The following is a 19,130-nucleotide window of genomic DNA, read 5'->3' as shown; positions in this document are numbered from 1 at the left end:
TAGAATAGCGCGCCTCAGACACACGAACGCAGCGATGCGAACGGGTGGCGAGATGCAACAAAGCTTCACCGTTGTAAATTGAAATATATAGTTCCGTGATAGCTCAGTCGGTAGAGCAAATGACTGTTAATCATTGGGTCCCAGGTTCGAGTCCTGGTCACGGAGCCAATTTCAAACCGGGGTATAGCGCAGTCCGGTAGCGCGCCTGCTTTGGGAGCAGGATGTCAGGAGTTCGAATCCCCTTACCCCGACCATATTTGGGTCGTTAGCTCAGTTGGTAGAGCAGTTGGCTTTTAACCAATTGGTCGTAGGTTCGAATCCCACACGACCCACCATTTTTGAAACCAGTTTGCGCTGGGATCGAATCTTAAGATCAGAGGCCAAAAGCGCTGATCGAAGAAGGCGATCTTTGAAAGGTCGCCTTTTTTTTACCGGGGTATAGCGCAGTCCGGTAGCGCGCCTGCTTTGGGAGCAGGATGTCAGGAGTTCGAATCCCCTTACCCCGACCATATTGAAAATCCTCGTATCGAAAGATACGGGGATTTTTTTTGCCTGCCGAAAGCTGAATCCCTTCAAGTCGTCATACAACCTGCCGATAGCCCGCTAACACGAGGGGACTGCCAACGCTTCGCCCCTTGATCTGGCCATTACAAGAATAAGGGCGTTCGTCATGTTGCTTCGTCAGTTGAATATTGCTCCCCGGGCTGCCTTGGGATTTGCCCTGATCGCGGTGTTGGTGGCCTTGCTCGGCGTGTTTGCGCTGGGGCAGATGTCGAGCATTCGCGACAGTGAGGTGGCGGTGGAGAACCGCTGGTTGCCGAGCATCCGTGGCGGCGACGAGATCCGCGAACTGATGCTGCGCATCCGCACCATCTCCCTGCGCATGGCGCTCGATCAAGATCCGGCCAATATCGCCACCTATCGCGGCCAGATGGACACCCGCGACAAGGAACTGAGCGAGAAGATCGCCGCCTACGACAAACTGGTCGACACTGCCGAAGGCCAGCAGCTGTATGACCAGTTCAAGAAAACCTTCGCCGCCTATCGCACCGGCATTGCCCAGTCGTTCACCCTCGCTGAGCAAGGCAAGCGTGACGAGCTGACCAAATTGTTGCTGGTTGACATGAAGACCGTGGTCGACGGCTCCGGCAAACAGCTCAATGATCTCGCCGATCTGTTCGCCCGCCAGGTCGCCGCCGAAAGCGAGAAGTCCGCCGCGCATTATGAAACCTCGCGGACCATCGTCAGCCTGTTCATTGGTCTGGCAGCGCTGGCCACGGTGGCGCTGGCGATGTTGCTTACGCGCAGTATCGTGCGCCCGCTGAGCAGCGCTGTGGATGCCGCTGAAAGTGTCGCCAAGGGCGATCTCACGCGGCCGATCGAAACCCATGGCAACGACGAAGTCAGCCGCTTGCTCAAAGCCTTGGCGACGATGCAACAGAACCTGCGCGAGACCCTGCAGGGTATCAGCGGCTCAGCCACACAACTGGCCACCGCCGCGGATGAACTGAGCGCCGTCACCGTCGACAGCACCCAAGGCCTGCAAGAGCAGAACAACGAAATCGAACAAGCTGCCACTGCGGTCAACGAGATGACCGCTGCGGTGGAGGAGGTCGCGCGCAACGCGGTGTCGACGTCCGATGCCACGCGCCAGTCCAGTCAGTCGGCGCAATTGGGCCAGGAGCGCGTCAGCGAAACCGCCAGCGCGATCAATGCGCTGGCCAGTGATGTGCAGAACACCGGTGAACTGGTGCAGTCGCTGGCCAATCAGTCGCAGGACATCGGCAAGGTTCTGGACGTGATTCGCGCCATCGCCGAGCAGACCAATCTGCTGGCGCTCAACGCTGCCATCGAAGCAGCGCGTGCGGGCGAAAGCGGTCGAGGTTTTGCGGTGGTGGCCGACGAGGTGCGCGCGCTGGCGTATCGCACCCAGCAATCGACGCAGGAAATCGAACAGATGGTGCAAGGCATGCGCAGCGGTTCGAGCCAGGCGCTGGAGTCAATGCAGGCCAGCGCATCTCGTGCGGCGAGCACGCTGATTCTGGCAGAGCGGGCGGGTGAGGCGTTGGTGACGATCACGGCGTCGGTGCACGAGATTCACGAGCGCAACCTGGTGATCGCCAGCGCTGCCGAGGAGCAGGCGCAGGTGGCGCGGGAAGTGGATCGCAATCTGGTGAATATTCGCGACCTGTCGGTGCGTTCGGCTGCGGGGGCTGATCAGACCAGCGCATCGAGCCATGAGCTGTCGCAACTGGCCAATGCGCTGCAGGGCATGGTGCGACGCTTTCAGCTCTGATGAACAGAGATCAATTGCAGGCCTTCGCCTGCTGATTTGCGCACAACACGAAACAATGTGGGAGCGAGCTTGCTCGCGAAGGGGGCGAATCATTCAACGACAGTGTTGACTGACCCACCGCTTTCGCGAGCAGGCTCGCTCCCACAGATGTTGGCCTTAGTGCAGTTTCAGACGCGGCTCGGTGCCACGACCAATCTTGCTCCCCAGCATCAGCATCGCCGTGCGGAACGGGCCGTACAGTGCCATCTGGTGCATACGGTACAGCGACACATAGAACATCCGCGCCAGCCAGCCTTCGAGCATCACGCTGCCGGTCAGGTTACCCATCAAGTTACCCACAGCAGAAAAACGCGACAGCGAGATCAGCGAGCCGTAGTCGGTATACTTGTACTCCGGCAGGGTCTTGCCTTCGATGCGCAATTTCAGCGACTTGGCCAGCAGCGACGCCTGTTGATGCGCCGCTTGTGCACGCGGCGGCACGTTGCGATCAGTGCCCGGTTGCGGACAGGCCGCGCAGTCACCGAAGGCAAAGATGTTTTCGTCGCGCGTGGTTTGCAGAGTCGGCAGCACTTGCAGCTGATTGATGCGGTTGGTTTCCAGACCGTCGATGTCCTTGAGGAAACCCGGTGCGCGAATGCCGGCAGCCCAGACTTTCAGGCTGGCCTTGATCTCGTTGCCATCGGCGGTGATCAGGCTGTCGGCAGTCACTTCGCTGACTGCTGCGTTGGTCATCACATTGACCCCGAGCTTTTCCAGGGTCTTGTGCACCGGCCCGCTGATGCGCTCCGGCAGGGCAGGCAGCACCCGTGGGCCGGCTTCGATCAGCGTGATGTGCATGTTTTCCGGTTTGATCCGGTCCAGACCATACGCGGCCAATTCATGGGCGGCGTTGTGCAGCTCTGCCGCCAGTTCGACGCCAGTGGCGCCAGCGCCGACGATGGCCACGCTGATCTGCTCGACCACATCGGTCTGCCCGGCGTGGGCGCGCAGATAGTGATTGAGCAATTGCTGGTGGAAGCGCTCAGCCTGTTTGCGCGTATCGAGGAACAGGCAATGCTGCGCCGCGCCCTGGGTGCCGAAATCGTTGGTGGTGCTGCCGACGCTGATCACCAGCGAGTCATAAGCCACTTCACGCGCCGGTACCAGCTCGACGCCGTTTTCGTCATAGGTCGCGGCCAACTGGATTTTCTTCTGCGCACGATCAAGCCCGCTCATGCGCCCAAGCTGGAACTCGAAGTGGTTCCATTTCGCCTGGGCGACATAGTTGAGTTCGTCTTCGGAGGAGTTCAGGGAACCGGCGGCCACTTCGTGCAGCAGCGGTTTCCAGATGTGGGTCAGGTTCGCGTCGACCAGCATCACGCTGGCCGTGCCGCGCTTGCCCAGAGTCTTACCCAGACGGGTAGCCAACTCCAGACCGCCGGCGCCGCCGCCGACAATGACAATACGATGGGACATAGGGATAACTCGCAAGGTTTTTAAAGGAAATCGGTGCGGTTACCCGAGGGAGCGCAAGGCAGCTCATAACGTCAGGTAACTGATAAATCGGCTCAAAAGGCCCAGACCAATGGTCACTGCCAGCACCAGCACCAGGAGCATCCACGGCCGGAAAGGCCGGCGCTCGACACGGTGTTGGGACAGTTGCAGGTACTCTTCGACATGCTTTTGGTCTTCGGGGTTCAGGCGGCTGGTCATATTTGCCTCGTCAGGTAGACGTTACTGAATGAGCACAGGCTACAGCGGTTTTCAGCCCGGATTGAACGCAGCGTAGCCACTGTCCGGAACCGGTTCGACGCACACGCTATCGTCGAGGCGAATGATGCCGCTTTGTAACACCCGGGCGGTGATCCCGCCATGCCCGCGCACGGCTTGAAAAGTGCCCGGGCCGAGATTGTTCTGCAAGCGTGCACAGGGCTGACACCAGCCAGTGGTTTCGAGTATCGCCTGCCCGATGCGAAAGCGCCGCCCCTTCAGGCTAAACAAATTGATTCCGCTTATAACGAGATTGCGCCGCAGATCTTCAGGCCGGACCGGCTCGTCATCGGGACGGCCCATCAATGCGTTGATTACCGCCAGGTGCTCCCACTGAATCAGCGTCACCTGTCGCGCATTGCGAATGCCCGGGCGGGCGTGGTCGCCGGTGAGCCCGGCTTCCAGCCGCGCCTCGACCGCGTCGAGCTCAAGCATCGGCCCACGGGATTCTGGACGCACACCGATCCAGCGCACACGACCGGTTTGCGGAACCTCGGCGATCAACTGCTGCAGCGGCGTCACAGGCTGATACCCACGTCGAACACAATGCTGCGGCCGAGGTTACTGCGCAGAAAGTCCGGCGCGTCGGGATGAGCAAACAGCACCCTTGCGAATGTCGGGCCGACCAGCGATAGCGATCGCCAGCCCTGACGCAGGTATTCGGTCGGTGGCGGGAAGTGGCTGTTGAGATCCAGCACTTCGCGTTTGAGGCTGGCGAAGGCGATGATGTCCAGCTCACCCAGATCCATGCCGCGTTCCTTGTAGTTGTGCGCCTTCTTGCGCAGGGTTGGCGCCAGACGCAGGAGAAATTCATTGGCCGGGATGCGCTTGGGTTTGGCTTCGCGGCGCACCAGTTGGCTCAGGGAAAACGCGCTGCGCCGACGCTGCAATTCGTCGCGCCACTCGTCATTGAGACGGCGGCCTTCATCGAGGACGAAAAAAACTTCGAAATTGGCATCGCGGAACAACACGTCCGGCGGCTCACCGGCCGGGGCGAATTCGTCGGCGCGGTAGGGGATGTTCAGACCTTGCAGCAGGCGCTGGCAGACCCAACGCTCACGCTCCCATTTGCGGGCATTGGACAGGAACGCATTGGCCTGCTCGGCCGCGATGGTCAGCAGGCGTAAATAATCTGAATCATCCATAAGCCCAAGCTTAGCGTCCAAATGCGACAAGCAGATAGCTTTGCATCGGCCCACATAGAAACGTCGTGCAATTTCGCCCTTGTAGGAGCTGCCGAAGGCTGCGATCTTTTGCTCTTGTTCTTTCAAAGCCAGAAGATCGCAGCCTTCGGCAGCTCCTACAGAGGACGTGTCGTTGGAAAGGTGAAGGGTCATGATTGGAACTGAACTGCTGTCCTCGGCAAGCCTGACGCTCGGCTGGCTGATTTATCTGCCAGCGCTGCTCTGGGCGATCATGCGTGCGCCATGGGTCGAGCTGTTCAGCGACAGTCGCCGGCAGCACTTGCTGTTCGGCACGGTGTTCGCGCTGTTTCTGCTGTGGCTGGTGCGCAGGGATTTCGACACCGGCGTGTCTTATCACTTCCTCGGCATGACCGCGGTGACGCTGCTGCTCGATTGGCCGCTGGCGATCGTCGGCGGGCTGGTTGCGCAGATGGGGCTGGTGCTGCTGGGGCGTCAGGACCTGGCTGCGGTGGGTGTCAATGGCGCGTTGCTGATTCTGCTGCCAGTGCTGATCACCGAATGCGTGGCAATCCTCGTGGAGCGTGCGCAGCCACGAAATCCGTTCGTTTACATCTTCTGTTCCGGTTTCTTCGCCGCTGCGTTGTCAGGCCTGTTGTGCCTGATCCTCAGCCTGACACTGCTGTGGTACGACGGCCTCTTCGCCATGCCGGAATGGCTGGAAGATTTCGTCGGCTACCTGTGGTTGCTGCTGTTTCCCGAGGCCTTTATCAACGGCATGGTTGTCAGCGCGTTGGTGGTGTTCTGCCCGGAATGGCTGGAGACCTTCAACCGCACCCGTTACCTTTCAGCGCCGTGGAAGGACGACGATCCGAAGTCTTGATCCACATCAAACCGGCCATGCCGCAGAGATTTCATGCTCACGCAAATCCCTTCAGGAGCAGTGGCATGGGCGTGTACGAATGGGCGCGGCAGGAAACCCGGCAGAGTCTGGAGCTGGCGCAGGAAGTGGGCTTTGACCCGGGCCTGAGTTTGCGCGCCCTGCTCAGCGCCGTGGTGCAGCAGAGCAAGGCCGTGCGCAATGCCGAAGACCTGGCCGACGAGTTGCGCTTTCTTGCGGAGAACCTCGACGACAGTCAGGACTACGGCTTTATGCGGCCCTGATCAGCGATCAGTGACGCGGATCGAAATCGCCGGAAAACAGCTCGTCTTCGGCATCCGGGGCGACCGGAATCTTGTGCTCTTCCGAGGCCCAGGCGCCGAGGTCGATCAGTTTGCAGCGATCGGAGCAGAACGGACGGAATTTGTTCGCCGGGGTGAATTCGACGGGGGCGCCGCAGGTTGGGCATTCAACGGTTGGAATCTGGCTCATGCTTGGCCTCCGGATAAAGTCAGATAAAAGTGATGCAGACGCTCGACCTCGCTGTGCAGCCAGGCGAGGTCGCGGTCGTTGACGATCACATCGTCGGCACGGCTCACGCGGTCTTCACGGCTCGATTGCGCCTTGAGGATCGCCTGCACTTGTTGTTCGCTGGTCTGGTCACGCTGCAAGGTGCGTTCGATCTGCAGTTGTTGCGGCGCATCGATGACCAGAATGCGCTGGGTCATCGCGTATTGCCCGGACTCGATCAGCAACGGTGACACCAGAATCGCGTAAGGCGATTTTGCCTGCGCCAGATGATGAGCGATTTCCTCGCCGATCAACGGATGCAGCAGCGCTTCAAGCCAACGCCGCTGTTCAGGGTCTTCAAAAATCAGTTTGCGCAGGGCGGCGCGGTCCAGCGTGCCGTCGGCCTGCAACACGGCGGAACCGAAATGCTCGGCGATTTTCGCCAGCGCCGGACGCCCCGGTTCGACTACCCAGCGCGCCGCATGGTCGGCATCCACCACATGCACGCCGAGGTCGATGAAGTGCTGCGCCGCCGCGCTTTTGCCGCTGCCGATGCCGCCGGTCAGGCCGAGGATCCAGGGTTTTTCCACAGGGGTATTCATTTCAAACCGACAGACTGCCAATAGAAGTCGGTTATTTGACCACCCCAGAGCAAGGCAATCCAGCCGGCAATTGCCAGAAAGGGTCCGAAGGGGATCGGCGTCGAGGTTTCCTGGGCGCGCAGGCGCAGCATGACGACGCCCAAAATCGCCCCCACCAAGGATGACAACAGAATCGTCAGCGGCAGAATCTGCCAGCCACCCCAAGCGCCAAGCAAGGCCAGCAGCTTGAAATCACCATGACCGATGCCGTCCTTGCCGGTGAGCAGTTTGAACAGCCAGAACACCGACCACAGCGCCAGATAACCCGCGACTGCGCCCCACAATGCATCGGGCAACGCCACGAACACGCCGAAGCTGTTGACGATCAGCCCCAGCCACAGCAGCGGCAGCACCAGCACATCGGGCAGCAACTGATGTTCGCAGTCGATCAGACTCATCGCCAGCAAGCCCCACGTCAGCAAAATCAGCAAGCCCGCCGGCCAGCCGAAGCCCAGATGCCAGGCGATGAATGCCGACAGCAGGCCGCAGGCCAGTTCGGTCAGCGGGTAACGTTTACTGATCGGCGCCGAACAAGCCGAGCAGCGCCCGCGCAGGCACAGATAACTGAGCAGCGGAATATTCTCCCACGGGCGGATCCGATGTCCGCAATGCGGGCACGCGGAGTGCGGCAGCATCAGGTTGTAGGTCGGCACGGGCGTTTCAGTGGGCAGGCCGAGCACATCATGGGCCTGCTGGCGCCAGTCGCGCTCGAGCATTTTCGGCAAGCGCCAGACCACAACATTGAGGAAGCTGCCGACCACCAGCCCGAGCAGCAGCGCGCTGACCACAAAGGCCAGCGGATACACGGCAAACAGTTCATCGATAGGCATGTCAGATCGCTGAGCCGAGTTGGAAGATCGGCAGGTACATGGCCACCACCAGTCCACCGACGATGACCCCCAGCACCACCATGATGAACGGCTCCATCAGGCTGGTGAGGTTGTCGACCATGTTATCGACTTCCGCTTCATAAAAACCGGCGACCTTGTCGAGCATGTCATCCAGTGCCCCGGACTCCTCGCCGATGGCGGTCATCTGCACCGCCATGTTCGGAAACACACCGGTGCTGCGCATGGAGAAATTGAGCTGCATGCCGGTCGAGACGTCCTGCCGCACGCGCAGCACCGCGCGCTTGAACACCACGTTGCCGGTGGCGCCGGCGACCGAATCCAGCGCTTCCACCAATGGCACCCCGGCGGCGAAAGTGGTCGACAGGGTGCGGGCAAAGCGGGCAACGGCGGACTTGTACATCAAGGTGCCCACCAGTGGCAGCTTCAGCAGCCAGGCATCGCGCCGGTCGCGCAGGGCCTGCGAAGTCTTCAACGCGTGGCGAGTGCCGAAAAACGCTGCCACCAGCGCAAAAAGAATCGCCCACCACCACTGCTGCATGAATTCCGACAGGCTGATGATCATCAGGGTGAAGCCCGGCAGTTCGGCGCCGAACCCGGAGAATACCGACTGGAACTGCGGCACCACCTTGACCAGCAGAATGCCGGTCACCACCGCCGCCACCAGCACCACGGCGGTGGGGTAGGTCATGGCCTTCTTGATCTTGGCCTTGAGCGCTTCGCTTTTTTCCTTATAGGTCGCCACTCGTTCGAGCAACGTGTCGAGGGCACCGGACTGTTCGCCGGCGTCGACCAGGTTGCAGTACAACTCGTCGAAGTATTGCGGCTTCTTGCGCAGGGCCGTGGCGAAGCTGTTACCGGCCGCGACCTCCTGTTTGACCTCGTCGACCAGTTTGCGCATGGCCGGGTTTTCGAAGCCTTCGCCGATGATGTCGAAGGACTGCAACAGCGGCACGCCGGCCTTCATCATGGTCGCCATCTGCCGGGTGAACAGGGCGATGTCCTGCGGTTTGATGCGTTTGCCGAAGGTCAGCAGGGACGCGGATTTCTTGCGCACCTTGCCCGGGTTTATCCCCTGTTTGCGCAGTTGCGCCTTGATCAGTGCGGGGTTCTGTCCGCTAAGTTCGCCGCTGACTTTGCTGCCTTTGCGGTCGGTGCCTTCCCAGGCGTAAATGCTGACTTTTGCTGCCTTGACCGCCATGTTCAATCCTTGGTGACCCGGTTGATTTCCTCAAGGCTGGTGATGCCTTGCATGGCCTTGTGCAGCCCGGAAGTGCGCAGATCGGCGAAACCGTCGTGGCGCATCTGAATGTCGATTTCCAGCGAATTGCCTTCGGCCATGATCAACCGTTGCAGGTCCGGTGTGTTCTTTACCACTTCATAAATCCCCACGCGTCCTTTGTATCCGCCGTTGCAGTGATCGCAACCGACCGGCTCGTAGATCGTGAAATGACCGATGCGTTCCTCGGGGAAGCCTTCCTTGAGCAAGGTTTCGTGCGGGATTTCCAGCGGCCGCTTGCAGTGCGCGCACAATTTGCGCGCCAGACGCTGGGCGATGATCAGGCTGACCGAGGTGGCGATATTGAAACCGGGAATGCCCATGTTGTGCAGGCGCGTGAGGGTTTCCGCTGCGCTGTTGGTGTGCAGGGTCGACAGCACCAGGTGGCCGGTCTGCGCGGCCTTGATCGCGATCTCGGCGGTTTCCAGATCGCGGATCTCGCCGACCATGATCACGTCCGGGTCCTGACGCAGAAATGAGCGCAGCGCCTGGGCGAAGTCCAGCCCTTGGCGGGGATTGACGTTGACCTGGTTGATGCCTTCCATGTTGATTTCCACCGGGTCTTCGGCGGTGGAAATATTGATGTCGACGGTGTTGAGGATGTTCAGCCCGGTGTACAGCGACACGGTTTTACCGGAGCCGGTGGGGCCGGTGACCAGAATCATCCCTTGCGGCTGTTTCAGTGCGGCCAGGTACAAAGCCTTTTGCTCGGCCTCGTAGCCCAGCGCATCGATGCCCATTTGTGCACTGGACGGGTCGAGAATCCGGATCACCACTTTTTCGCCCCAAAGGGTCGGCAAGGTGTTGACGCGAAAATCGATGGATTTGCTTTTCGACAGGCGCATCTTGATCCGCCCGTCCTGGGGTTTGCGTCGTTCGGAAATATCCAGACTGGCCATGACCTTCAAACGTGCGGCAATACGCCCGGCCAACTGGATCGGCGGCTTGGCCACCTCGCGCAGCATGCCGTCGGTGCGCATGCGCACCCGGTAGTTTTTTTCGTACGGCTCGAAATGCAGGTCGGAAGAGCCACTCTTGATCGCATCGAGCAGCATCTTGTGCACGAAGCGCACGACCGGGGCGTCGTCGGCATCGAGGCCGCCGATCACGTCCTGTTTGTTGTCATCAATGGACTCGACGTCGAGGCCGTCGAGATCGACATCGGCCATTTCCTCCAGGCCCGAGGCGTGGCTGTCGAAGAACTTGTCGATGGCGTCGCTGAGCTTGTCGTCCTCGACCAGAATCGCTTCGGTACTCAGGCCGGTGCTGAACTGGATGTCGCTGATCGCCTGCTGATTGCTCGGGTCGGAAAGGCCCACGAACAATTTGTTGCCGCGCCGCCACAAGGGCAGGGCGCAGTGCTGACGAACCAGTTTTTCACTGACCAGGCCCCTGGGCTGAGTCTCCTTGTCGAGGCAGCTGAGATCGAGCAGGGCCATGCCGAAATGTTCCGAGGCGATCTCGGCGATCTGCCGGCTGTTGACCAGTTTGTTGTGTACCAGGTAATTGACCAGCGACACGCGATTGCGCTGGGCCTGCGCCCAGGATTGCCGGGCGCTTGTTTCCGTGAGCAGTTCGGCCTGGACCAATTGCTTGGCCAGACCGCTCAGAGCGATGTCATTCATGGGGATTCCGCACACTTGCCGTTCATGACTTATAGCCTAGTCAAGTGACAGCGCCAAACACGGCCGGTGCAGGTGACAAAAAGTGTCAGATAGTGCGGTTGCCGGTTGTAGGAAACGGCGCAGGGGATTGCGCACGTCCAGCAGGCCGGGCCTGAAAGGCGTTGGCATGGGCTGTGCTGAGCCTTGTTCAGATCATGAGATTTCGACTCATGCATGGAGCGTGTCTATGAAAAAACAACAAGGTTTCACATTGATCGAGCTGCTGATCGTTGTGGCGATCATCGGCATTCTGGCGACTATCGCCCTGCCTCAGTATTCGAAGTATCAGGCGCGGTCGAAGGTGACGGCGGGGTTGGCGGAGATCAGCGCGATGAAAGTGCCGTTTGAAGATCTGATCAATCAGGGTACAAATCCAACCTTGGCGGCGGTGAAAGGCGATAACGTCACCACGACCTCCAACTGCGCTCTGACTGCCTCAGGTACCGCTGCAGACGGAGCTGGAACGATTGTATGTACGTTGGCCAACGCGCCAGCGCCTGTAGTGGGAAAAACCATCACGCTGACTCGTACGGCGGCCGGCGGTTGGAGTTGTGGCACTACGGTCGCTCCTGACTACTCGCCAAAAGGCTGCGCTGCCAGCGGGACTTGATCCATCTGCTGCACCCAGAATGCCCCGCAGCGCGGGGCATTTTCATATCCCGGCACTTCACAAAAGCTCCAATAATTTCAGCAGCTTATGAACTTTCCAAAAAACCGCAACTTGCATGTGATTTTCACGCCCGTCATGCATTTTGCATGAAAACGAAAATAGCCTGCTTTCGTAACCCGTTGTTTTTAAACGATTTTGCATGCCAGAAAAAGTTGGCACAGCGTTCGCAATATCTCCGGTAACCCTGCTGACAAGCGTTACAGCAGACTTCCAGTAAAAACAGGAGTTACTCGTATGAAGAAGTTCGCTATCACTGCCGCTGCTACCGCTCTGACCCTGACCATGGCTGGTGGCGCTTTCGCCCAGTCCGCTCAGGCTACCCAAGCGCCAATGGTTCTGGCTGCCGGTGAAGTTACCGAAATGAAACAAGATACCAGCGACACCTGGATCACCACCAAGGTCAAAGCTGACCTGGTTACCGAAAAAGGCATTCCAGGCACCGACATCAAAGTCGAAACCAACAAGGGTGTAGTTTCCCTGTCGTCGACCACTGCGGTAACCGAGTCGCAGAAAGAAGTCGCCGTAAACATTGCCAAGAAAATCAAAGGCGTTAAAGCGGTCTCCGCTGACGGCCTGAAAGCCGAGTAAGGCAAGACTTCTCGCCTGAACCGGGAGAAGACGCGACAGACGGGCCGAGCAATACGTCTGCCGCAACTTTAGAGTTCATGCGAACGGTCACACGGATGTGACCATTACAGGCCCCGGCACTTGTGTCGGGGCCTGTTCTATTTGGAGAATCAAAAGATCGCAGCCTTCGGCAGCTCCTACAGGGAAATGCATTCCAAATGTAGGAGCTGCCGAAGGCTGCGATCTTTTGCTCTTCTCAGTTACCGCGTTTGCTGTTGATCTGCCGCAGGCGATTGCCTTCGAAGCGCAGGTATTGATACATGCCGTTGTTCGGGCCGTAGGTCCATTCCTCGACCTGAAACTCTTCGCGGCGATTGGCACTGCGCTTATAGCCAAGCACATCGCGACTGACCGGCTCGCCGCATTTCTGCAGCACTTCGCTGGCGCGATCGCCGAGGCTGATCAACTGGCTGCCGCAGCGCAATGTATCCGAAGCCGACGCGTGGCCGGCGGCGCAGGTCAGAGCGAGCACAGCCAGCCTGTTACGCACGGTCATTCGGCATCCAGGTGCATTTGCGTCACCACGCGGCCGTCGCTTTCGGCCTCGCCGAGGTTGGCGTCGATGAAGTACACGCGGTCATCTTCCAGCTTGCCCTTGTCGACCAGGTAATCCTTGATGGTGCTGGCGCGATCCTGGCCCAACTGTCGCAACAGCACCTCGCTGCCGCTCCAGAACGCGATCACGCCCTGGCGCATCTTCGCCGTGCGTTCTTCTTTGCCGAGGTCTTTCCATTCTGCCGGTGGCTGGGTTTTCAGGCGGGTGCGGTAAATCCCTTCGAGCAATGCGCCTTTCTCGCCTTCGGGCACTTGCAGCAGCGAGGCCTGGGCCGGGACCTTGTCGCCACGGCGCTGGAGCATCTTGTAGTAGTTGTATTGGTATTCGCGTTCCAGACGTTGCTCGGCCAGCAGTGGCCCATCGCTACTCTTCGCGGCAGTGCCTTCGATTTCCAGGCGCAGCGCCGGACGTTCCTTGAGCGCTTGCGACAGTTTCACCAGCGCCGCTTCGGCGTCTTTGCTCAGATCGCTGGAGCCCGGCGCGAAGGACACCGTGCCGAGGTCTTCGGAGCCGCCGCCACTGACCAGCCCGCCGATCATCTTGAACGGCGCGGCGGCCGCTTTGACGATCAAATTGCGCAGGGTCTGCCAGACGATCGGCATCACGCTGAACTGTGGATTATTCAGGTCGCCGGTCACCGGCAATTCGATGGAGATCTTGCCGTCGACGTCCTTGAGCAGGGCGATCGCCAGTTTCAGCGGCAGACTCACTGCATCAGGGCTGTCGACCTTCTCGCCCAGTTGCAGTTGCTCGACGACGACTTTGTTCTCGGCTTTCAGTTGGCCTTTGGTGATCAAGTAGTGCAGATCAAGGTTGAGCCGGCCCTTGCGGATGCGGTAGCCGGCGAACTTGCCGGAGTAGGGCGTCAGGGTGGTTAGCTCGACGCGCTTGAAACTGGTGGCGATGTCGAGGCTGGCCATCGGGTCGAACGGATTGACCGCCCCCTTGATGGTCACCGGCGCATAACGGTCGACCTTGCCTTTGATGTCGACGCTGGCCGGTTTTGCCTGACGGCTGTCGATGGTGCCGATCTGACCGTTGAGCTGCTGCACGGCGGTGGCGAAATTCGGCGTCAGGCTGAAGTCGGCAAAGTTGGCCGAGCCGTCGTTGATCGCAATCGCACCGATGTGAATGCCCAGTGGTTTGTCCTTGCCGGCCGGTTTGGCTGCGGTGCTTTTTGCACCGCTGTCGGCCGGTTGCGGGATCAGCAGGTCGTCGACGTTGGTGGTGCGATCGTCGTTGATCATGAAGCGCACATACGGCTGCAACAGGTTGACCTTGTCGATCGACAGGCTGTCGCCGTGCTGATAATTGATGCCGTCGACCACGACTTGCTGCCATTTGAGGAAGTCGCGGGTCTTCAGCGTATCGAGGGTGTGCAGTTGATTGATCTGCGCGCGGCCGGTGACGCTGAGGGCCAGCGGCTCGGTGCTTTTCAGATTGACCTTGAGGTCACTGCCGAGCATGCCGCTGCGCAGTTCCAGGCGAATGAACGGGTTGATGTAGGACTGCGCGACACGCAGGTCGACGTCCTCGGTTTTCACGTTGAGCTGCGCGTTGACCGGGGCCAGATTGACCGTGCCGTCGGCGCTGATCTTGCCTTGCTTGCCTAGGCCACTGTCGAGCTTGAGCTTGAAAGGCGAGCCGTTGAGGCTGTCGAAATCCTGCAGGTCGACGTTCAACGGAGTGATGTCCAGCGCCACCGCCGGTTGCGCCGAGCGGTCAGCGAGATGGACCGTGTAGTTGCGCAGTTGCACATCCTTGACCAGCACCTGCCATGGCTTGCTCGGGGCGCTTGGCTCAGGTTTCGGCGAGTCGGCGGCGGCCGGTGTACCCGTAGGTTCGGCAGCGGCTTTGGCCGCCGGTTTCGACGGTTGGCTGGCGAACAGCTTCTGCCAGTCCAACTGGCCGTCGGCTTCCAGCGCCGCCCAGGTTTCCAGTTTGTTGCTGCGGATCTTGCCGACCACCACTTGCTGCTTGGCCAGGTCCAGCGAGGTTTCGCTGACGTCGAGGCGTTCAAGCCTGGCCAGCGGACGTCCGTCCGGAGCCTTGATGGCGAATGGCGCAATGCTCACCGCGACGTTGTTCAGCAGCAGTTCGGTCTGTTTCGACAGGTTGAGTTTGTACTCGGTGCTGAGGCTGACCACGCCGTTTTCCAGCACTAGCGGCACGGCGTCGCGCACGTAGGGCCAGAAGGATTTCATCTGGCCATCGGTGACTTTCAGGGTGCCTTCGGAGGTGAACGGGATCAGGCTGAAATTGCCGGTCCAGTCGATCCGCCCGCCAGCGGGGCCGATGGCGACGAGGGTCATGTCGGCGCTGTCCTCGGGCAGGGTGCTGAGGTTTTTCAGCTCGAAACTGAGGTCGTCGTAAAGAAATTCGATCGGCTCGCTGGGCCGCATATCCTCGAAATGCACCACGCCGCCGGCCAGTTTGATGTTGTCGATACGCAGCGGGAATGGCTTGGCGTCGGGATCGGCGGGCGTCGGCTCGCTCGGCGGCAGGTTGAACAGGCCCAGCAGGTTGAGCTTGCCGTCCTTGGCGAAGAGGATTTCGCTTTTGGGTTTGTCCAGTTCGATGTCGGACAGATGCAGCGCTTTGGTCCACAGGCTGTCGATTTGCAGGTTGGCATAGAGGCGATCGAAGCCGACCTGCTCCTTGCCCGGTTCGCCGATGATCAGGCCCCACAGGGTGACCTCAAGGCTGAAGGGGTTCAGTTCGATACGCTGCAGATGCGCCGGCACCGTGGCGTAGTTGGCCAGTTGCTGGTTGGCCACGCGCAAGGCAATGCCCGGCAGGATCAGAAACCCCAGCAGGCTGTAGAGGGCCAGGGCTGTCAGCAGTGCGCCAATCGCGCGAATCAATCCTTTGGGCATGTGCGGCTTCATCTGTCTGAATCGGAGTGCCTTGGAGTATGGCACGCGATTCTGGTTCCGAAGTGCTTGATGTGGGACAGGATTGTTCAGAAATTTCTGTAGGAACAGATCTCCCTTGTGGGAGCGAGCCTGCTCGCGAATGCGGTGGTTCAGTGAAAAACAAGTCGACTGACACTGCGCTTTCGCGAGCAGGCTCGCTCCCACAGGGGAATGTAATCGCTCATGCCTGAGGGATCACAGCTGCAAGATCAGCGTCTTCAAGGGTGGCTGCTGGTCCCGCGAGGGGAAGTCGGCGCCCGGGGTCATCACGCTCCATTCGCGCACCGGGCGGCCGGCCTTTTCGGCGCAGCGCAACACTTGTTCGCGCCAGTCGTCCATGCTGACTTTCGCCAGGTTGTTGCAGCAGATCAGCACGCCGTTGTCAGCCGTGGTCAGCAGGGCCGGTTTGAGCAGGCTCTGATAATCGCGCAGCAAATCGACGGTGCCGAATGCGCTTTTGGCCCACGCCGGCGGATCGAGCAGGACCAGATCGTATTGGCGCTGTTCGAGGCGCTGATAGCTCGGCAGCTTCTGCCCGCGCCGCTGACTGATCGGCAGGCCGGCGAGCTGGCGGATTGCCGGGAAGTAATCGGACTGAATGAATTGCATCTCCGGCAGTTGCGGGTTGAGCAAACCATTCTCGCGACCGACCGCCAGATTGCCCTCGGCAAAATCGAGGTTGCACACCTCGCGCGCACCGCCTGCCGCAGCACTGAGACCAACGCCACAGGTGTAGGCGAACAGGTTGAGCACACTTTTGCCTTGCGCGTGATCCTTGACCCAGCCACGGGTGTTGCGCAGGTCGAGGAACAGCAGCGGATCCTGTCCGGCATGACGCCCGCGCACGCGGTAGTTCAGGCCCCATTCATGCCCGACCAGATCCGCCAGTGCGGCGTCATCGGCTTTATAGACGCTGTCCTCGCGATCGATCCGCGAATTGCCACGGGAGCGGTCGTTGTAGACCAGCAGGCTGTCGAAGCCCAGGGTCTGGTTGACCATGGCGTGCAGTTGCAGCAGGTCGTCACGTTCGAGCGTCTGGTGAAAACTCTGCACCAGCAGTTGCGGGCCGTAGCGGTCGATGGTCAGGCCGCCGGCGCCTTCCTGGCTGCCATGGAACAGCCGATAGCAATCGGTGCCCTGGCTGTCCAGCACAGCGAGCAGGTCCTGGCGTTGATCGAGGGCGGCGCGCAGCGCCTGATTCAAGGAAGACATGCGGGCGCCTTGCTGAAAAAACGCGAAGCTTAGCAGTCGGGGAGCTACAAGCGGCAAGTTTCTAGCTGCAAGCTAAAAGCGAAAAGCTGCGCGGACCGCTTTAGCTTGCAGCTTGTAGCTAGAAACTTGCAGCTCTCAAGTATTGAGCCGCTTGTCGACGAGGTCCTGCACCACACTCGGATCAGCCAGGGTCGAAGTATCGCCGAGGCTGTCGAGCTCATTGCAGGCAATCTTGCGCAGAATCCGCCGCATGATCTTGCCCGAACGGGTCTTCGGCAATGCCGGCGCCCACTGGATCAGGTCCGGTTTGGCGAAGCTGCCGATCTCCTTGCTGACATGCGCCAGCAGGTCTTTCTTCAGCTCTTCGTTGGCCTCGGTGCCGTTCATTGGCGTGACGAACGCGTAGATGCCCTGGCCTTTGACGTCGTGGGGATAACCGACCACGGCGGCTTCGGCGATGCTGTCGTGCAGCACCAGGGCGCTCTCCACTTCGGCGGTGCCGATGCGGTGGCCGGAGACGTTGATCACATCGTCGATGCGTCCGGTAATCCAGTAATCGCCGTCCTCGTCGCGGCGGGCGCCGTCGCCGGTGAAGTAATAGCCGGGGTAGGGTTTGAAGTAGGTGTCGATCATCCGCTGCGGATCGCCGTAGACGCTGCGAATCTGCGCCGGCCAGCTCGATTTGATCGCCAGCACGCCACTGCCGGCGCCTTTGATTTCCTTGCCGACTTCGTCAAGCAACACCGGTTGCACGCCAAACATCGGTTGCGTCGCGCAGCCCGGTTTGATCCGTTGCGCGCTGACCAGCGGGCTGAGCATGATGCCGCCGGTTTCGGTCTGCCACCAGGTGTCGACGATCGGGCAGCGCTGTTCACCGACAGCATTGAAATACCATTCCCACGCCTCCGGGTTGATCGGCTCACCGACGCTGCCGAGCAATCTGAGGCTGGCGCGCGACGTTTCCTTCAACGGTCCGGTGCCTTCGCGCATCAGCGCGCGCAGGGCGGTGGGTGCTGTGTAGAAAATGTTCACCTTGTGCTTGTCGATGACCTGCCAGAAGCGCGAACTGCTCGGGTAGCTCGGCACGCCTTCGAACATCAGTGTGGTCGCACCGTTGGCCAGCGGCCCGTAGACGATGTAACTGTGGCCGGTGACCCAGCCGACGTCGGCGGTGCACCAGAACACTTCGCCGTCGCGGTAGTCGAGCACATATTTGAAGGTCATCGCCGCTTGCAGCAGGTAGCCGCCGGTGGTGTGCAGCACGCCTTTGGGTTTGCCGGTGCTGCCGGAGGTGTAGAGGATGAACAGCGGGTCTTCAGCGTCCATCGGTTCCGGCGGGCAGTCGTCGCTGACCTCGCGCACCGCGTGGTGATACCACAGGTCGCGGCCCTCGACCCAATCGACCTGGCCCTGAGTGCGCTCGACCACCACCACGGTGCTGACGTTCGGGCAACTTTGCAGGGCTTTGTCGACGTTGTTTTTCAGCGGCACGAAGCGGCCGCCGCGCACGCCTTCATCGGCGGTGATCACGGTGCGGCAATCGGCGTCGAGGATTCGATCACGCAGGGAATCCGGGGAAAATCCGCCGAACACCACCGAATGAATTGCGCCGATTCGCGCGCAGGCGAGCATGGCGTAGGCGGCTTCGGGGATCATCGGCATGTAGATGCACACCCGGTCGCCTTTCTTCACGCCACGACTTTTCAGCACGTTGGCCAGACGGCAGACGTGGTGATGGAGTTTGTTGTAAGTGATCTGCGCCGATTCGGCAGGATCGTCGCCTTCCCAGAGCAGGGCGGTCTGCTCGCCACGGAGCTTGAGGTGACGGTCGATGCAGTTGTAGCTGACGTTGAGCTTGCCGCCGGCAAACCAGGCCGCTTCACCGGTTTTCAGGTCATAGCGCTGCACGGTCTGCCACGGCGTGCTCCAATCGAGGAAGCGCGTGGCCTGCTCGGCCCAGAAGGCACTGGGGTGTTCAATCGATTCGCGGTACAGGCGCCGATACTCGTCCTGGCTCAACTGAGCGGCCTGGCGCACGGCATCGGCTTTGGGGAACGTGCTGATATCGAACATGACGGTTCCTTATTCTTGTGGTGCGACACGAATAAAGATGCGCCGAGCGCTGCACAGGTTCAAGTCAT

18 protein-coding genes, 4 tRNA genes and 1 pseudogene are annotated in these 19,130 nt (G+C 60.2%); 10 read left to right on the top strand and 13 right to left on the bottom strand.

The features are described from left to right. Positions 1–92 precede the first annotated feature (92 nt). From ACYSTU_RS20930 to ACYSTU_RS20905, 6 genes and pseudogenes are all read left to right on the top strand, one after another. Positions 93–168, top strand: a tRNA-Asn gene (locus ACYSTU_RS20930). Between the two features lie 9 nt (positions 169–177). Then, positions 178–254, top strand: a tRNA-Pro gene (locus ACYSTU_RS20925). Positions 255–259: 5 nt separating this feature from the next. Next, a tRNA-Lys gene (locus ACYSTU_RS20920) sits at positions 260–335 on the top strand. A gap of 97 nt (positions 336–432) precedes the next feature. Continuing rightward, positions 433–509 (top strand) — tRNA-Pro (locus tag ACYSTU_RS20915). 161 nt (positions 510–670) lie between these two features. Next, positions 671–1,441 (top strand): annotated as a pseudogene (locus tag ACYSTU_RS20910) (MCP four helix bundle domain-containing protein); the annotation flags it as partial. Further along, entirely contained in the window at positions 1,433–2,296 is an 864-nt protein-coding gene (locus tag ACYSTU_RS20905; RefSeq protein ID WP_499001620.1) for a methyl-accepting chemotaxis protein, read from the top strand. The pseudogene ACYSTU_RS20910 and the gene ACYSTU_RS20905, both read left to right, overlap by 9 nt. Positions 2,297–2,452: 156 nt before the next feature. On the opposite strand, the gene ACYSTU_RS20900 is transcribed toward ACYSTU_RS20905, so the two are convergent. From ACYSTU_RS20900 to ACYSTU_RS20885, 4 genes are all read right to left on the bottom strand, one after another. Beyond that, a complete protein-coding gene (locus ACYSTU_RS20900) occupies positions 2,453–3,751 on the bottom strand; it encodes an NAD(P)/FAD-dependent oxidoreductase (protein WP_016773144.1) in 1,299 nt (432 codons plus the stop codon). 63 nt (positions 3,752–3,814) lie between these two features. Next, positions 3,815–3,988: a DUF3094 domain-containing protein gene (locus ACYSTU_RS20895; RefSeq protein ID WP_007909875.1), complete on the bottom strand. Its 174-nt coding sequence runs from the start codon at positions 3,986–3,988 to the stop codon at positions 3,815–3,817. Between the two features lie 51 nt (positions 3,989–4,039). Continuing rightward, positions 4,040–4,567, bottom strand: a complete 528-nt coding sequence (locus ACYSTU_RS20890; RefSeq protein ID WP_460059207.1) for an MOSC domain-containing protein — start codon at positions 4,565–4,567, stop codon at positions 4,040–4,042. Further along, entirely contained in the window at positions 4,564–5,190 is a 627-nt protein-coding gene (locus ACYSTU_RS20885; protein ID WP_007909887.1) for a DUF1780 domain-containing protein, read from the bottom strand. Before ACYSTU_RS20885 ends, ACYSTU_RS20890 begins: the two co-directional genes overlap by 4 nt. A 190-nt stretch (positions 5,191–5,380) precedes the next feature. On the opposite strand from ACYSTU_RS20885, the gene ACYSTU_RS20880 reads away from it, so the two are divergent. Both ACYSTU_RS20880 and ACYSTU_RS20875 read left to right on the top strand, forming a co-directional pair. Continuing rightward, entirely contained in the window at positions 5,381–6,070 is a 690-nt protein-coding gene (locus tag ACYSTU_RS20880) for an energy-coupling factor ABC transporter permease (RefSeq protein WP_499001370.1), read from the top strand. 65 nt (positions 6,071–6,135) lie between these two features. Then, entirely contained in the window at positions 6,136–6,351 is a 216-nt protein-coding gene (locus ACYSTU_RS20875; RefSeq protein ID WP_016773148.1) for a hypothetical protein, read from the top strand. A 7-nt stretch (positions 6,352–6,358) separates the two neighbouring features. On the opposite strand, the gene yacG is transcribed toward ACYSTU_RS20875, so the two are convergent. Genes yacG through pilB form a run of 5 tightly spaced genes read right to left on the bottom strand, consistent with a single transcriptional unit; the run spans position 6,359 to position 10,970 of the window. After that, on the bottom strand, positions 6,359–6,559 hold the full coding sequence (gene yacG, locus ACYSTU_RS20870) for a DNA gyrase inhibitor YacG (RefSeq protein ID WP_016773149.1): 201 nt from the start codon (positions 6,557–6,559) through the stop codon (positions 6,359–6,361). Then, entirely contained in the window at positions 6,556–7,179 is a 624-nt protein-coding gene (gene coaE / locus ACYSTU_RS20865) for a dephospho-CoA kinase (protein WP_499001367.1), read from the bottom strand. The genes yacG and coaE overlap by 4 nt, the downstream gene beginning before the upstream one ends. Next, the gene (locus ACYSTU_RS20860) at positions 7,176–8,048 is read right to left on the bottom strand and encodes a prepilin peptidase (RefSeq protein ID WP_217878832.1); all 873 of its coding nucleotides are present in this window, start codon (positions 8,046–8,048) and stop codon (positions 7,176–7,178) included. Before ACYSTU_RS20860 ends, coaE begins: the two co-directional genes overlap by 4 nt. A gap of 1 nt (position 8,049) precedes the next feature. Beyond that, entirely contained in the window at positions 8,050–9,267 is a 1,218-nt protein-coding gene (locus tag ACYSTU_RS20855) for a type II secretion system F family protein (protein ID WP_150638505.1), read from the bottom strand. Between the two features lie 2 nt (positions 9,268–9,269). After that, positions 9,270–10,970 carry a type IV-A pilus assembly ATPase PilB gene (gene pilB / locus ACYSTU_RS20850; protein ID WP_499001362.1) on the bottom strand — a complete coding sequence of 567 codons (1,701 nt, stop codon included), beginning with the start codon at positions 10,968–10,970 and terminating at the stop codon, positions 9,270–9,272. A gap of 226 nt (positions 10,971–11,196) precedes the next feature. Here pilB and ACYSTU_RS20845 point away from each other — a divergent pair, with 226 nt between their 5' ends. Together ACYSTU_RS20845 and ACYSTU_RS20840 are read left to right on the top strand one after the other, a co-directional pair. Next, positions 11,197–11,619 (top strand): pilin, encoded by a 423-nt coding sequence (locus ACYSTU_RS20845; protein WP_499001359.1) that lies wholly within the window; start codon positions 11,197–11,199, stop codon positions 11,617–11,619. A 294-nt stretch (positions 11,620–11,913) separates the two neighbouring features. Then, positions 11,914–12,267, top strand: a complete 354-nt coding sequence (locus ACYSTU_RS20840; RefSeq protein ID WP_136494035.1) for a BON domain-containing protein — start codon at positions 11,914–11,916, stop codon at positions 12,265–12,267. 235 nt (positions 12,268–12,502) lie between these two features. On the opposite strand, the gene ACYSTU_RS20835 is transcribed toward ACYSTU_RS20840, so the two are convergent. From ACYSTU_RS20835 to acs, 4 genes are all read right to left on the bottom strand, one after another. After that, the gene (locus ACYSTU_RS20835; RefSeq protein ID WP_499001356.1) at positions 12,503–12,802 is read right to left on the bottom strand and encodes a DUF2845 domain-containing protein; all 300 of its coding nucleotides are present in this window, start codon (positions 12,800–12,802) and stop codon (positions 12,503–12,505) included. Then, on the bottom strand, positions 12,799–15,750 hold the full coding sequence (locus ACYSTU_RS20830; protein WP_499001353.1) for a DUF748 domain-containing protein: 2,952 nt from the start codon (positions 15,748–15,750) through the stop codon (positions 12,799–12,801). Before ACYSTU_RS20830 ends, ACYSTU_RS20835 begins: the two co-directional genes overlap by 4 nt. Positions 15,751–15,972: 222 nt before the next feature. After that, positions 15,973–16,989 (bottom strand): class I SAM-dependent rRNA methyltransferase, encoded by a 1,017-nt coding sequence (locus ACYSTU_RS20825; RefSeq protein WP_499001351.1) that lies wholly within the window; start codon positions 16,987–16,989, stop codon positions 15,973–15,975. Between the two features lie 135 nt (positions 16,990–17,124). Further along, the gene (gene acs / locus ACYSTU_RS20820; protein ID WP_123443324.1) at positions 17,125–19,062 is read right to left on the bottom strand and encodes an acetate--CoA ligase; all 1,938 of its coding nucleotides are present in this window, start codon (positions 19,060–19,062) and stop codon (positions 17,125–17,127) included. Positions 19,063–19,130: the final 68 nt, after the last annotated feature.

Source organism: Pseudomonas glycinis, assembly GCF_054871425.1.
Note: the sequence above shows the minus strand (reverse complement) of the source record. Positions and strands in the feature narration are given on the sequence as shown.

Excerpts from the sequence above, each read along its gene's own strand:
- ACYSTU_RS20860 (WP_217878832.1), bottom strand. The coding sequence starts at position 8,048 with ATGCCTATCGATGAACTGTTTGCCGTGTATCCGCTGGCCTTTGTGGTC.
- pilB (WP_499001362.1), bottom strand. The coding sequence starts at position 10,970 with ATGAATGACATCGCTCTGAGCGGTCTGGCCAAGCAATTGGTCCAGGCC.
- ACYSTU_RS20885 (WP_007909887.1), bottom strand. The coding sequence starts at position 5,190 with ATGGATGATTCAGATTATTTACGCCTGCTGACCATCGCGGCCGAGCAG.
- ACYSTU_RS20905 (WP_499001620.1), top strand. The coding sequence starts at position 1,433 with ATGCAACAGAACCTGCGCGAGACCCTGCAGGGTATCAGCGGCTCAGCC.
- ACYSTU_RS20830 (WP_499001353.1), bottom strand. The coding sequence starts at position 15,750 with ATGAAGCCGCACATGCCCAAAGGATTGATTCGCGCGATTGGCGCACTG.
- ACYSTU_RS20825 (WP_499001351.1), bottom strand. The coding sequence starts at position 16,989 with ATGTCTTCCTTGAATCAGGCGCTGCGCGCCGCCCTCGATCAACGCCAG.
- ACYSTU_RS20835 (WP_499001356.1), bottom strand. The coding sequence starts at position 12,802 with ATGACCGTGCGTAACAGGCTGGCTGTGCTCGCTCTGACCTGCGCCGCC.
- ACYSTU_RS20880 (WP_499001370.1), top strand. The coding sequence starts at position 5,381 with ATGATTGGAACTGAACTGCTGTCCTCGGCAAGCCTGACGCTCGGCTGG.
- ACYSTU_RS20900 (WP_016773144.1), bottom strand. The coding sequence starts at position 3,751 with ATGTCCCATCGTATTGTCATTGTCGGCGGCGGCGCCGGCGGTCTGGAG.
- ACYSTU_RS20845 (WP_499001359.1), top strand. The coding sequence starts at position 11,197 with ATGAAAAAACAACAAGGTTTCACATTGATCGAGCTGCTGATCGTTGTG.
- acs (WP_123443324.1), bottom strand. The coding sequence starts at position 19,062 with ATGTTCGATATCAGCACGTTCCCCAAAGCCGATGCCGTGCGCCAGGCC.
- coaE (WP_499001367.1), bottom strand. The coding sequence starts at position 7,179 with ATGAATACCCCTGTGGAAAAACCCTGGATCCTCGGCCTGACCGGCGGC.
- ACYSTU_RS20855 (WP_150638505.1), bottom strand. The coding sequence starts at position 9,267 with ATGGCGGTCAAGGCAGCAAAAGTCAGCATTTACGCCTGGGAAGGCACC.
- ACYSTU_RS20895 (WP_007909875.1), bottom strand. The coding sequence starts at position 3,988 with ATGACCAGCCGCCTGAACCCCGAAGACCAAAAGCATGTCGAAGAGTAC.
- ACYSTU_RS20840 (WP_136494035.1), top strand. The coding sequence starts at position 11,914 with ATGAAGAAGTTCGCTATCACTGCCGCTGCTACCGCTCTGACCCTGACC.
- ACYSTU_RS20875 (WP_016773148.1), top strand. The coding sequence starts at position 6,136 with ATGGGCGTGTACGAATGGGCGCGGCAGGAAACCCGGCAGAGTCTGGAG.
- yacG (WP_016773149.1), bottom strand. The coding sequence starts at position 6,559 with ATGAGCCAGATTCCAACCGTTGAATGCCCAACCTGCGGCGCCCCCGTC.